At 44.2% G+C, this 14,226-nt stretch carries 11 protein-coding genes and 1 pseudogene; 7 read left to right on the top strand and 5 right to left on the bottom strand.

Annotation, left to right across the window (positions count from 1 at the left end; all coding sequences use genetic code 11):
- Window positions 1-237: 237 nt before the first annotated feature.
- On the top strand, window positions 238-849 hold the full coding sequence (locus tag GKR71_RS12420) for a TIGR04211 family SH3 domain-containing protein (RefSeq protein ID WP_036956260.1): 612 nt from the start codon (window positions 238-240) through the stop codon (window positions 847-849).
- Window positions 850-859: 10 nt separating this feature from the next.
- Entirely contained in the window at window positions 860-2,095 is a 1,236-nt protein-coding gene (locus GKR71_RS12415; protein WP_154634350.1) for a multifunctional CCA addition/repair protein, read from the top strand.
- Between the two features lie 56 nt (window positions 2,096-2,151).
- Here the strand turns inward: GKR71_RS12415 and folB are convergent, their stop codons facing one another.
- Entirely contained in the window at window positions 2,152-2,511 is a 360-nt protein-coding gene (gene folB / locus GKR71_RS12410) for a bifunctional dihydroneopterin aldolase/7,8-dihydroneopterin epimerase (protein WP_154599822.1), read from the bottom strand.
- A gap of 115 nt (window positions 2,512-2,626) precedes the next feature.
- Between folB and plsY the strand changes: the two genes are divergently transcribed.
- Window positions 2,627-3,280, top strand: a complete 654-nt coding sequence (plsY, locus tag GKR71_RS12405; protein ID WP_154634349.1) for a glycerol-3-phosphate 1-O-acyltransferase PlsY — start codon at window positions 2,627-2,629, stop codon at window positions 3,278-3,280.
- 310 nt (window positions 3,281-3,590) lie between these two features.
- Window positions 3,591-5,123 carry a methyl-accepting chemotaxis protein gene (locus GKR71_RS12400; protein WP_154634348.1) on the top strand — a complete coding sequence of 511 codons (1,533 nt, stop codon included), beginning with the start codon at window positions 3,591-3,593 and terminating at the stop codon, window positions 5,121-5,123.
- Between the two features lie 92 nt (window positions 5,124-5,215).
- On the opposite strand, the gene tsaD is transcribed toward GKR71_RS12400, so the two are convergent.
- On the bottom strand, window positions 5,216-6,247 hold the full coding sequence (gene tsaD / locus GKR71_RS12395; RefSeq protein WP_036956254.1) for a tRNA (adenosine(37)-N6)-threonylcarbamoyltransferase complex transferase subunit TsaD: 1,032 nt from the start codon (window positions 6,245-6,247) through the stop codon (window positions 5,216-5,218).
- A gap of 373 nt (window positions 6,248-6,620) precedes the next feature.
- Here tsaD and rpsU point away from each other — a divergent pair, with 373 nt between their 5' ends.
- The 3 genes and pseudogenes from rpsU to rpoD all read left to right on the top strand — a co-directional run.
- The gene (gene rpsU, locus GKR71_RS12390) at window positions 6,621-6,836 is read left to right on the top strand and encodes a 30S ribosomal protein S21 (protein WP_001144069.1); all 216 of its coding nucleotides are present in this window, start codon (window positions 6,621-6,623) and stop codon (window positions 6,834-6,836) included.
- 118 nt (window positions 6,837-6,954) lie between these two features.
- On the top strand, window positions 6,955-8,700 hold the full coding sequence (dnaG, locus tag GKR71_RS12385) for a DNA primase (protein ID WP_036956253.1): 1,746 nt from the start codon (window positions 6,955-6,957) through the stop codon (window positions 8,698-8,700).
- A 164-nt stretch (window positions 8,701-8,864) separates the two neighbouring features.
- Window positions 8,865-10,733, top strand: a pseudogene (gene rpoD / locus GKR71_RS12380) (RNA polymerase sigma factor RpoD); the annotation flags it as partial.
- A 62-nt stretch (window positions 10,734-10,795) separates the two neighbouring features.
- Here the strand turns inward: rpoD and GKR71_RS12375 are convergent.
- The 3 genes from GKR71_RS12375 to GKR71_RS12365 all read right to left on the bottom strand — a co-directional run bounded on the left by GKR71_RS12375 (window position 10,796) and on the right by GKR71_RS12365 (window position 14,171).
- Entirely contained in the window at window positions 10,796-12,265 is a 1,470-nt protein-coding gene (locus tag GKR71_RS12375) for a DHA2 family efflux MFS transporter permease subunit (protein WP_154609925.1), read from the bottom strand.
- A gap of 181 nt (window positions 12,266-12,446) precedes the next feature.
- Entirely contained in the window at window positions 12,447-12,839 is a 393-nt protein-coding gene (locus tag GKR71_RS12370) for a hypothetical protein (protein WP_036956250.1), read from the bottom strand.
- Window positions 12,840-14,171 (bottom strand): MFS transporter, encoded by a 1,332-nt coding sequence (locus GKR71_RS12365; protein WP_036956249.1) that lies wholly within the window; start codon window positions 14,169-14,171, stop codon window positions 12,840-12,842.
- Window positions 14,172-14,226: the final 55 nt, after the last annotated feature.

The raw sequence follows: 14,226 nt of genomic DNA, 5'->3' as shown, positions 1-14,226 counted from the left end.
ATCCCTGAGAGCAGAGAAAAGAAACCGCACGGAAACCAAAAATTCTACAAACATAAATTCCCTTAGAGGGTTGTTTCAATAAAATGCTTAAAAATTGTATTATCCAGTGACTTAGGAAGGTTCTCATTCTCATTCAACATTTACACAACTCTATGCTTTAACGTTTGCACCAATAGGCTTTACTTATTAGTATTTAATTAATAAGACACTCATTCACCGTGAAAAGATAAAAACACTATGCGAAAAATTCCACTTTTACTTGTTTCAATCATGGGGTTAGGCCTTTCAATCACAGCAAACGCTGAAACACGCTACGTTTCTGAAGATTTATCGACTTATGTCCGTAGTGGTCCGGGTACCAACTACCGCATTGTTGGCTCTCTAAACGCAGGTGAATCCGTTGAACTGATTTCAGTGGATAATAAATTTGCTCAGATTAAAGATGGCAAAGGTCGCACCGTTTGGTTACCAACGGATCAGCTCAGCGACATCCCAAGTATGAAAAGTCGAATTCCACAGTTAGAAGCTGAAAATCAAAAGCTTCGTCAACAGTTAGATAACATTGATAATACTTGGAATACCCGCACCGCGGACATGCAGCAAAAAGTGGCTGATAATGATAGCGAAGTGCGTCAACTTAAAGCAGAAAATGAAAAACTGAAAAACGAGCTTATCAAAGCGGGTAAAAAGTTAGACATTGCTGAAGTGAATCTGGATGATCGCCGTCGTGAGTTAATTTTACAGTGGTTTATGTATGGTGGTGGTGTGGCGGGTGCTGGATTAATTTTAGGGTTACTTCTGCCTCACATTATTCCACGCCGTAAAAAACGTAATGATGGTTGGATGTAAGAGAGCCTAAATGAAAGTCTATCTCGTCGGTGGAGCGGTACGTGACAAATTACTTGGATTACCCATCTCGGATAGAGATTATGTGGTGGTGGGTACCACGCCAGAGGCGATGCTAGCCCAAGGCTTTCAACAGGTAGGCAAAGATTTCCCTGTCTTTTTACATCCAAAGACTCACGAAGAGTATGCCCTTGCCAGAACTGAACGAAAAATCGGTTCTGGCTATACAGGATTTAGCTGTTATAGCGCGCCAGACGTCACCATCGAGGATGACTTACTGCGCCGAGATTTGACCATCAACGCCATCGCACAAAGTGATACGGGGGAGCTGGTCGACCCTCATCATGGTGTGCGAGATCTCAAAAATCGCGTTCTGCGCCATGTCTCTGATGCTTTTTTGGAAGATCCGTTGCGCGTATTGCGTGTGGCACGTTTTGCCGCTCGCTATTATGAACAAGGCTTTCGAATTGCCCCAGAAACTATGGCGTTGATGCAATCCATGTCGGAATCGGGAGAGCTATCCCATCTCACCCCTGAGCGTGTCTGGACAGAAACGCACAAAGCATTGATGTCCAATTCACCGCAAGTTTACTTTGAAGTTTTACGTGAATGCGACGCACTTGCCGTCCTATTTCCTGAAATTGATAACCTCTTCGGCGTACCAGCCCCGGAGAAATGGCATCCAGAAGTGGACACTGGGATCCATATTTTGATGGTAATGCGCGTGGTGGCAACATTATCGAAAGATATTGATGTGCGTTTTGCTGCGTTATGTCATGACTTAGGTAAAGGTCTTACGCCAAAAGCGGTCTGGCCGAGTCATCCACAGCATGGGGAAGCAGGGATCCCCCTGATCATCGATTTATGCGAGCGATACAGGATCCCAACCAACACCAAAGATCTCGCCTGCCTTGCTGCAAAATATCACGATATGATCCATGTGATTAACAAACTCAACGCTGCCGATATTGTGGGGATCTTTGATGGATTAGATAGCTGGCGTAAACCTGAGCGTATTTTTCAGCTTAGTTTAGTGAGTGAAGCTGATGCCAGAGGTCGCGGCGGGTTAGAAAACCAAGCCTATCCTCAAGGAATATTTTTACGCCAATCCTACGAGATAGCCAAAGCAGTTGCCGTAAAATCGATTATCGAGCAGGGCTTCCAAGGCGCACAAATCCGAGAGGAACTAACTAAACAGCGTGTTCAAGCTGTTGAAGAGTGGCTAAAAATACAAAAAGTGATGATTTAAAATAGTTGAAAATATTGGCGGCGAGTAGACCGCCAACATTCACGAGGCAATCCCCATTAGCTGGTTTTCGTACCACGTTCAATCAACACGCCCATATTAGCAGCACGAGCTACAGCCCCTGGCTTAGACACTCGGATACGTACCCAAGGCGTTAAAAATTCATTCAGTAGAAGTTGAGCAACCTCTTCCGCAACCCGTTCTACTAATCCAAACTTGTTCTGTTCTAAATAGCTAACAACGCGTTCGCTGACATCGGCATAATTCAAACATAATTCAACATTATCGCTCATCGCGGCCTGTTTATTGTCCCATCCCATTTCGATATCGAGCAAAAGTTTTTGTTCAATATCTTGTTCCCAGTCATATACACCAATAGTGGTGATGACTGATAATTGTTCAATAAATACGATATCCATCACGTCATTTTCTCGTTTATGTGCTGAATTGATACCACTTCAGGAAAAATGTGCGTATTATCCAAGACTGAAGTGAATTACATATAAATAGCCTAAACCGTTTTTGGAGTTAGTTATGAGTGCTATCGCGCTTGGCATGATAATCTTCGCCTATCTTTGCGGATCAATATCGAGTGCTATTTTGATCTGCCGTCTGGCAAGATTACCCGACCCTCGTCAACACGGCTCTGGTAACCCCGGTGCAACTAACGTCTTACGCGTCGGCGGCAAAGTCGCCGCTGCCTCAGTACTGATTTGTGACGTACTGAAAGGGATGATCCCTGTATGGCTTGCTTATTATTTAAATGTGCAACCATTCTATCTTGGCTTGGTCGCGATTGCAGCCTGCCTTGGGCATATTTATCCAGTTTTCTTCCACTTTAAAGGTGGAAAAGGCGTTGCTACCGCATTTGGATCCATCGCAGCAATCGACTGGGATCTTTCGGGACTGGTAGCAGGCACTTGGCTGCTCACCGTATTGCTCAGTGGCTACTCATCCCTTGGAGCGATTGTCAGCGCACTAATGGCACCATTTTATGTGTGGTGGTTTAAGCCTGAATTCACCTTCCCGGTTGCTATGCTGTCGTGCTTAGTGCTTGTTCGCCATCATGGCAATATTCAGCGTCTATGGCGCGGACAAGAAAGTCGAATTTGGCAGAAATTGAAAAATAAAAAGCAAAAAACCACCAAAGAGATAGCTCAAGAGCAACGTGAGGATAACGACGATTAGCTTCCTTCACGAATCACTCTTCTAATAAGTCATTACTTTGATAAACAATAAGGGCTGAATTTCAGCCTTTTTTGTTTCCATTATCTTCCCTTTCTCTTCAATCGCATCCTTCTATACCATCAAAAACTTTCCCTATTTTTTACTGCATTGACTCACACTCACCTCACTCATTTTGGTACGTACTTACACTTATTCGCAACGCAGCGCACACTTTTAAAAAATAGTTAAAATATTGCAAATTTATTACTAATGAATAATTAAAAGCTGTCGACTATATAAAGGAAAACTTAACTATAAAAGTGAATATAAAATGAGCAGAACTCCATATGTAACTCAAAATGAACATATCTTAGATGAAGATATCACCTTGATGACCACAAGCGACCTTCAAGGGAATATTATTCACGCTAATGATTTCTTTGTGCAGGTCAGTGGGTATGATCTCGATGAATTAATGGGACAGCCTCACAGTATTATTCGTCATCCTGATATGCCAAAAGCCGCCTTTGCGGATATGTGGCGTACCTTAAAAATGGGAGAGCCGTGGACTGGGATCGTCAAGAACCGTCGTAAAAATGGTGACCATTACTGGGTTCGTGCCAATATCATCCCTATGCAGCGAAAAGGTGTCATCACCGGTTATATGTCCATTCGCCTACGCGCTACCCGAGAAGAAATCGCCGCAGTTGAGCCGCTGTATAAAGCCCTAGTCGAAAATCGCAGCAATCGCCGAATTTATAAGGGGATCGTGCTGCCAAAACGCCGTCGATTCTCACTTTCAACCCTGTCTGTTCGCTGGCGTTGCCGTTTAATTTCCAGCAGCTTATTTGTTTTGTGGATGGCGATGGCAGGTTTATCGGGTCTCTCCGGTAATGCACTACTACTAGCCAGCTTATTCACTTTAATAACCATGCTACTCGGCAATGTAATGCTAGAGCGCAGTTTTGCGAAGCCGCTCGAAAATATTATGTCTCAGGCATTAAGCGTCGCGCGAGGTAACCGTAATAGCATTGACCACATGAGCCGCGTTGATGAAATTGGGCAGATCCTGCGCTCCATTGGTCAGCTGGGCTTAGTGTGTCGTTGGCTAATTAACGATGTCTCTGAGCAAGTGGATAACGTTCGTAAAGGCAGCCAATCGTTAGTGAGCGATTGTGGTGAACTCGATAGCCATACACAGCGTACCGTAGGCTATATGCAGCAAACCGCCGCCACCATGAACCAAATGGCAGTCTCCGTTAAGATGAATGCAGACAATACCCATAAAGCCGATGTGCTATCGAATGAAACCAGTGAAACAGCGGTGAATGGCGGTGCAATGATGGATGCGGTGGTCATCACTATGGACGAAATCGTACACAGCACCAGTAAAATCAATTCGATCACCGATGTGATTAAAGATATTGCATTCCAAACCAATATTTTGGCGCTAAATGCCGCCGTAGAAGCCGCTAGAGCGGGTGAACAAGGCAAAGGTTTTGCCGTCGTCGCCAATGAAGTTCGTAGCTTAGCAAGCCGCAGCGCCAGTGCAGTGAACGATATTCGCGAGCTTATCAATAACTGTGAGAAGAAAGTGAGTTCCGGTAAAGACCAAGTCTACGCGGCGGGGAACACGATGAAAGAAATCGTGGATCAAGTGCAAAACGTAACGCAACTGATTACCCATATTAGCCATGCTACAACGGAGCAAGCTTCTGGGATTTCGGATATCACACAAGCCGTCAGTGAATTGGAGTCCATCACTCAACAAAGTAGCTTACTCGTTGAGCAGAGCACCGAGACCGCGAATCACGTTAAAGATCGTTCCATTCGCTTAGAGGATGCAGTGACTATCTTGCACTAAAAACGTCTTGCACTAAGCACGTTTTACCATAAAACAGGGGGCTAACGTAATACGCTAGCCCCCTGTTTTCATTATGTTTAAAACATAATAATTTATTTAACAGCACCTTCATCTAACGGTGGCAGCTCTGCAAGCGGCCAGCGAGGACGAACGGTCACGCCTAAATCTGCATTTGCTCCGCCTTTTAAGCGAATTAAGCCCGCGAGAGCAATCATTGCGCCATTGTCTGTGCAAAACTCAGGGCGCGCATAAAATGCTTCGCCGCCACGCTGCTTCAAAACTTCTTCCATTTTGGCGCGTAAAGTACGGTTAGCACTCACGCCACCGGCCATCACTAAACGTTTAAAGCCTGTTTGCTCAAGCGCGCGCTTACATTTAATGGCGAGTGTATCCACAACTGCATCTTCGAAAGCACGGGCGATATCAGCGCGAGTTTGAGGATCATCTGGGTTATCACGAATCGTATTTGCCGCAAAAGTTTTCAAGCCAGAAAAACTAAAATCTAACCCCGGACGGTCAGTCATCGGGCGAGGGAAAACAAAACGCCCTGCTACACCTTGCTGCGCCATACGAGACAACACGGGGCCACCCGGATAATCTAAACCAAGTAACTTCGCCGTTTTATCAAATGCTTCGCCTGCCGCATCATCGATGGATTCGCCAAGAAGTTCGTATTCACCAATGCCCGTCACGCTAATTAGCTGGGTATGACCACCAGACACTAACAGCGCCACAAATGGGAATTCAGGGCTTTTTTCTTCCAGCATTGGGGCGAGCAGATGCCCTTCCATATGATGCACAGCAACCGCAGGTACATCCCACGCAAATGCCAGTGCACGACCCACTGTCGCTCCCACCATCAATGCACCCACTAAACCGGGGCCTGCGGTGTACGCAACAGCATCGATGTCTTCACGGGTTAAATTGGCTTCTTTGAGCGCCGCTTGAATTAGCGGTACTGTTTTGCGGATATGATCACGAGAGGCTAATTCGGGTACAACACCGCCGTAATCAGCATGAACTTTAATTTGGCTATATAACTGGTTCGCGAGTAAACCCAGTTTATCATCATAGATTGCGATTCCGGTTTCATCGCAAGATGTTTCGATACCTAAAACACGCATTGCACTACCCTTGTTTGTTGCATGGGGGCAAGTCTACCACTAAATTTGCGTCATCGCGCCTAAATTTGCGTCATTGCACAATAAAATGTCATGAAACCCCACAATTAATCCCAGCAAAAGGCTGACTTTCCAAGTTGTATAGTCTATAATCAGACCCCTGTAATAAAAATTTCGTGTGGCAAATTCTCATTATTATCTGGTTTTTCTCACTTTATTGAATAAAGTTGAGGTGAAACAGGTGATCTTGCGTGATTCAATTTTATACGGCACTTTACAAACCCGTACTCATTGAAGTAAAATTCCGCACCATTTTAAATGACGGCTGGTGAACAAAAACCAGCAACAAACCGATTTCTATTGAGGTGAGAGGCACATGCCGGTAATTAAAGTACGTGAAAACGAGCCATTCGACGTAGCACTGCGTCGTTTCAAACGTTCTTGTGAAAAAGCAGGAGTTTTAGCAGAAGTTCGTCGTCGTGAATTCTATGAAAAACCAACGACTGAACGTAAACGCGCTAAAGCATCAGCTGTAAAGCGTCACGCTAAAAAACTGGCTCGCGAAAACGCACGCCGTACTCGTCTGTACTAATTGATTGCGATTTTAATCGCAGCCAATACAGACAAGTAAGTAGTTAGCAGTTAAAGGCCGTGCTTTCCTAACGGAAGCGCGGCTTATTATCGTTCATCAACAGGCGAAAAAGAGGCTTATGGCTGGACGAATTCCGCGTTCATTTATCAATGACTTACTCGCTCGTACCGATATCATTGATTTAGTCGATGCAAAAGTCCCGTTAAAAAAACAGGGTAAGAACCATCACGCTTGCTGTCCTTTTCATAACGAAAAAACACCATCATTTACTGTCAATGGTGAGAGACAGTTTTACTATTGTTTTGGTTGTGGTGCCCATGGTAACGCCATCGATTTTCTGATGAATTACGACAAATTAGATTTTGTCGAAGCGATAGAAGAGTTATCCGCATTACATGGTCTGGATGTTCCTTACGAAAAAGGAACCGGAACCAGCCAAATTGAACTCCATCAGCGTCAAAATTTGTACCAATTGATGGAAAAAATAAATCAGTTTTACTGCGCTGCCTTAAATCATCCATCGGCCAATAAAGCCAAAGATTATTTAAGCCAACGTGGTTTAAGTGCAGATATTATCTCGCATTTTTCGATTGGTTTTGCGCCCGCAGGCTGGGACAACCTTCTCAAGAAATTTGCCGTGAACCCAGAAAGCCGTCAGCAACTTGATGAAGCGGGCATGCTGGTCACTAATGATAATGGTCGCGTTTATGATCGCTTTAGAGAGCGAGTCATGTTCCCGATTCGGGATCGTCGCGGTCGCGTAATTGCATTTGGTGGACGGGTGTTAGGCGATGCGTTGCCGAAATATTTAAACTCTCCAGAAACCGATATATTCCATAAAGGTCGCCAACTTTTCGGTCTTTATGAAGCCACACAAAATAGTAGTGAGCTTGCAAAATTACTTGTTGTTGAAGGCTATATGGACGTTGTAGCACTCGCACAGTATGACATCCGCTATGCGGTTGCATCACTTGGCACCTCTACAACCTCTGAGCATATTCAATTGCTCTATCGCTCAACAGATACGGTAATTTGCTGTTATGACGGAGATAGAGCAGGAAGAGAAGCCGCTTGGCGCGCGCTTGAAAACGCCCTTCCCTATCTGACCGATGGTCGACAACTCCGTTTTATGTTTTTGCCTGATGGCGAAGACCCAGACTCATTGGTACGCAAAGAAGGAAAAGACGCCTTTGAGCAACGTATGGAAAATGCGCAAAGTCTTTCCACCTTTTTGTTTGACTCTTTAGTTCCCCAAGTGGATTTAAAAACCCAAGAGGGTCGAGCAAAAATTAGTAAACTTGCTATCCCATTGATAAAACAGATTCCGGGTGAAACTCTACGTCTTTATATGGCACAAGAGCTAGGAAATTTCATTGGTATACCGGATATTTCCCAAGTTCTTGCTATGATTGATAGAGAGAGTACTGAGCCAGTTAACTATCAGGCACCCAAACTGAAACCAACAACAATGCGCATACTTATCGCGTTGTTGGTGCAAAATCCGAACTTTTCGGAGCTTGTTCCCTCGCTAGAGGGAATTGCCCATATCCAAATGCCGGGGCTTTCTCTATTTCAGGAATTGGTTGAAGTTTGCCGTTCCACCCCCGGAATGACCACTGGGCAGTTGCTAGAACGTTATCGTGATAATAATTTCGCGAAACAACTTGAAAAACTCGCAACATGGAACGATATAGAAATAGAGGAAATAGCGGAAAATACCTTTATAGATGCTCTAAATCATCTATTTAATAGCGCCCTCGATGAGCGTTTCGACTATCTGATAGCGAAAGAACGAACACAAAGGCTGACACCTGAAGAGCGCGAAGAAGTCCGTCTAATCACTCTTTCACGAGTGAAAACTTAAAGCATCCAAAAAATAGTATACAAAACGGCTTAAGTGCCGCAAATAACAAGGCAAATGCCTGTAAATGCTACGAAATATAAAGGGCGTAGCGCGTAGTCAAATGTCCCTTTAAATGTTCTTGTTGGCCGTTAGTTTCGCCGACCGACACCAATTTAAATACTCAGAAGTGTGGATACCGTCTTATGGAGCAAAACCCGCAGTCACAGCTTAAGCTACTCGTCACCAAGGGTAAAGAGCAAGGTTATTTAACCTATGCTGAGGTAAACGACCATCTGCCGGAAGATATCGTCGATTCGGATCAGATTGAAGATATCATCCAGATGATTAATGACATGGGCATCCAAGTCATGGAAGAAGCACCTGATGCCGATGATTTAATTTTGGCTGAAAATACTTCCGACACGGATGAAGATGCGGCTGAAGCTGCAGCTCAAGTATTGTCCAGTGTTGAAAGTGAAATCGGCCGTACCACTGACCCAGTGCGCATGTATATGCGTGAAATGGGAACTGTCGAACTTCTTACCCGTGAAGGTGAGATCGACATCGCAAAACGTATCGAAGATGGTATCAATCAGGTTCAGTGCTCTGTTGCTGAATATCCTGAGGCTATCACCTACTTACTTGAACAGTATGACCGCGTCGAAGCTGGCGAAAGCCGCTTATCTGACCTCATCACTGGGTTCGTTGACCCAAATGCGGAAGAAGATTTAGCCCCTACAGCAACCCACGTAGGTTCTGAACTTCCACAAGAAGAGTTAGATAAAGACGACGAAGACGAAGAAGATGAAGACGGCGATGACAGCGATAGCGATGACGATAACAGCATCGATCCTGAGTTAGCGCGTCAGAAATTCTCTGATCTTCGCGAACAATATGAAAAAACTCGCACCCATATTAAACAATATGGTCGTAGCGATGCGAAAACTGCGGCTGCTATCGAGCAATTGTCCGAAGTTTTCAAAGAGTTCCGTTTAGTACCTAAGCAGTTTGACTATCTGGTCAACAACATGCGTGAAATGATGGACCGCGTTCGTATGCAAGAACGTACCATCATGAAACTGTGTGTTGAACAGTGCAAAATGCCTAAGAAGAACTTCATCACCTTATTCAGTGGCAATGAAACCAGCGAAACTTGGTTAACCGCAGCAAAAGCGATGAACAAGCCGTGGTCTGAAAAACTGCTGGAAGTGGAAGAAGAAGTTCTGCGTTGTCTGCAAAGACTGCGTCAAATCGAAGAAGAAACTGGCCTGACTATCGAACAGGTTAAAGACATCAACCGTCGCATGTCTATCGGTGAAGCTAAGGCTCGTCGTGCGAAGAAAGAGATGGTTGAAGCAAACTTACGTCTGGTTATTTCTATCGCGAAGAAATACACCAACCGTGGTCTGCAGTTCCTTGATTTGATTCAAGAAGGTAACATCGGTCTGATGAAAGCGGTTGATAAGTTTGAATACCGCCGTGGTTATAAGTTCTCAACTTATGCAACATGGTGGATCCGTCAGGCTATTACCCGTTCTATCGCTGACCAAGCACGTACAATCCGTATTCCGGTTCACATGATTGAGACCATCAACAAACTGAACCGTATCTCTCGTCAAATGCTGCAAGAGATGGGCCGTGAGCCATCGCCAGAAGAACTGGCAGAACGCATGCTAATGCCGGAAGATAAAATCCGTAAAGTACTGAAGATTGCGAAAGAGCCAATCTCCATGGAAACGCCAATCGGTGATGATGAAGATTCACATTTAGGCGATTTCATTGAAGATACCACATTAGAGTTACCGTTAGATTCTGCAACGTCAGAAAGCTTACGTTCGGCAACTCATGAGGTTCTGGCTGGCTTAACCGCGCGTGAAGCGAAAGTCCTGCGTATGCGTTTTGGTATCGACATGAACACTGACCACACCTTAGAGGAAGTGGGCAAACAGTTCGATGTAACCCGTGAGCGTATCCGTCAGATTGAAGCGAAAGCGCTGCGTAAATTACGTCACCCTAGCCGCTCAGAAGTTCTGCGCAGCTTCTTAGACGAATAAGCCGTAAACGTCTTTAAGTCTACAAAATCAAACACCTGCTTCGGCAGGTGTTTTTTTATCTGTCACTCACACTTAATTTTTTGCTGACGTTTAAACATTAACGCTAATGAAAGCAAAATGGCCAACGCTCCACCAAACATCGCTAAATTAAATCCCGAAACAAAGGCTGAGCGCGTTGCTTGCTCAATCATCGTCGATGAAATATTTCCATGTTGGTTAACGAGCTCGATAATCTGCTCAGTGGAAAGCTGAGTATTGACCTGCTGATTACTCAACAGTAAATCAATCGCTCGATGAGTCATTAGTGTTCCCAATAAGGCGATGCCCAGAGTCATGCCCGTTTGTCTCAAGGCATTCATCACCGCAGATGCTATCCCTGAATAAGCCTTTTCAACACTCGACATCACCAATGCACCTATTGCCGGCGTCGCCATTCCCATGCCCGCCCCCAAAATAAATAACGTAACGGCAATAAGGAAATAGTCGGTATCCGCATTCACTCGCGTCAATAATATGGATGACAGAGCTATCAGCAAGAAGCCAATAATCATAATGTTACGGACACTGTATCGCCCGGAAAGCCGACCAAAACGGAATGAAAACAGTGCCATCGCGATAAATTCTGGCGCCATCCGTAAACCCGCTTCAAATGCTCCCCAACCTTGCCCTTTCTGTAAGAACAGCGCGATAAAAAATACATTACTGTAGGTGGCAAACCCGAGAGCAAATGACGCCATATTATATTGAAAAAAATCAGAATTTTTCTTGAATAGATACAACGGCAATAAAGGGCGTGGCACTTTCATTTCCACAGCAACAAAACCTAATAATGCCACTGTGCCAAGCGCTAAGCTTCCCAAAGTCGATGGGTTATTCCAACCGAGGTCCCCTGCTTCAATTAACCCATAGGTGATCCCCCCAAGAGCAACAATACTCAGCAACTGACCAACCGGATCCAACGCCGCTTTATCAGGATCAGCACTTTCCGTAATCCCTAATACCCCCAACACCAAAGTCAGCAAACCAATCGGAATATTGATGATAAAGATGGTTGTCCAATCAAAGGTATCTACCAGAAAACCCCCTAAGATAGGGCCAATGATCAGTGATAACGCGCTAACTGCCGACCAGATACCAATGACTTTAATTCGCTCAATATCATTACTAAATGCCTGCGTAATAATAGATAGCGCCCCTGGGATCAGCGCCGCGGCGGCAATGCCTTGGACAGCACGTCCAAATAGCAGCCATTGGATATTTGACGCCAAAGCACAAATTAACGATCCCAATGTGAATATTGCGATCCCCATCAACCACACTCTCTTACGTCCATAACGATCACTTAGAGGCCCGACGGAGAGGATCAATGCCGATAAACACAATGCATAAGCATCTATAACCCATTGTAACATTGAAAGATTAGTGGACAGTTCTTGCCCTATTGCAGGGAGCGCGACATTCACAATACTAATATCGAGCGTCGCCATAAACGTTCCCAAGCACACCGCGATAATCAAAAAAATTCGTTTCATTCTCTTATTCCCACTTTCGATCTTTTCCGCATGTTAGATCGCAACTGACCGACGGTCAATCAATATTGAGAATAAAAATCATTTGTAATTAAAATGAGAAATTCTTTGTTAGCTAAGTATAAAAAAACGGTCTATTGACCGTTTCATATTCCACTAAGTAACTATTCTTTCAAAACTTAGGTTATTTTACTGGTGTTTCATGCAGGTATTTCCAAGTGCACTTTTCATTTTCAACATGAATACACGCAGTTGAGATTCGTAACGATGAAACGCCTTCATTGGTCTGTAATTCTTGGTACTGTATCCAGCAATCACTCTCTACCTGCTGTATTGGCACTATATTCTGAATTGCGATGGTCAAATGAGGCTTTTTGCCAGCAAGTTGACTAAACAACGCAATGACATCTTTGTGGGCGATCCCCTGCCCTTGGATCGTGACCATTTTAAAATCAGGAGCAAAGCTATTCAGTAAAAGCGTTAAACTCTCCCCCTGATTGCGCCCTGTAAATACATCCTCAATGACCACATGTAAATCAATCACACTTTGTACTGCCAGCGACATTTTAGCGTCCATCTATTTTCCCTTAATGACTGAAATTAACGATAGCAGCCCCAGAATAGCTGCAATGAAAAACGTATATTGGTAACGAACTAACTCTGAAGAAAATGAAACAAGGTTAAAGAGGGAAATTAATACCACCGTTCCCACACTAAAAGCCACCTGACGGTTAATATTCCACAACACACTACCTTGCAATAAATCCTTATCTTTAAAGTCTATTAATGCACTAATTTGCGCCGTATTCGCACTGATCCCACCGCCTGTTCCCATTAATAAATAAGCCATAATGAGCAACATTAATTGGCTTTGGTTATCGACCCAAAACAGAGTCAAGATCCCAATGCTATGCACAACGATACCCGCAATAAATAGGCTTCGCTTACCTAGACGATGATAAAAATAACCGCCAGTTACCATGGAAATCAAAGCACCCGCCGCATATACCAGCATAAACATGCCCGTTTGTTGTGCATTAAATCCGATATTATTTTGTAGATTAAAAATATTCAGTAAATTAACGCCCGTAAAAATTCCCGGCACCGCGTAATAAACAATAAAACCATTACGTAAATTATAATTCTTGAGTAATTGCAGGTTTAAAATCGGTGCTCGGCATTTCTTTGCGTACTGTAAATATACAATCAGCAAAGCGGCAGAAAGCGCAAAACTCAATAATGCAAGGGCTAAACTTTGGTAATCATTATAAAAGGAAAATGACATCAATAAGCTCAGTAAACTGAAACTGACTAACAGCAAGCCAATAATATCGGGCTTTTCTCGCACCTGCTTTTCACTGGATTTTACCCAGCACCAAGCCAACAATGCCGCCAGCAATGAGAACGGAAGATTAGCAAAGAATACCCACCGCCAAGAAAGAGAATCGATAATCATGCCACCAATTGCCGGAGAAAATGCTGGGGCAATTAAAGCAACCGTCATGATCATCGTGGATATCTTTTGGCGTTCTTGATTAGGAAATAGAGCAAACACTAAAGCCTGCCCAACTGGAATTAATAACCCCCCAGCAATTCCCTGAATAAAGCGCCAGAAAATCAAACTATAAATAGAATCACTAAATCCACATAGCCCAACGGAAAGGGAAAATAACAGCATTGAGTAAGCAAGTAGCTTACGCACCCCCAAACGACCCGCTAACCACAGGCTAACAGGCATAATCAGCACGAGCCCTAAAATATAGGCATTCGCCACCCAAGAGACCATCGACTGGCTCGCCGAAAATGCCGAAGCGATATCTGGCAATGCAATGGCAGACATAAAAATATTAATACAATCAATGAAAAAGCCGAGAAGAAATACTGTAGCGATTTGATAACGGTATGACATAGCTACCTCCAGTCGCCAAGAGTAGAGTGCCTCCCTTCTCCTGTCGATGCAAAGG

Origin of the sequence: Providencia sp. wls1922, assembly GCF_009706505.1 — a bacterium.
Classification (GTDB): domain Bacteria; phylum Pseudomonadota; class Gammaproteobacteria; order Enterobacterales; family Enterobacteriaceae; genus Providencia; species Providencia lanzhouensis.
This window is presented reverse-complemented; position numbering and strand designations above follow the sequence as displayed.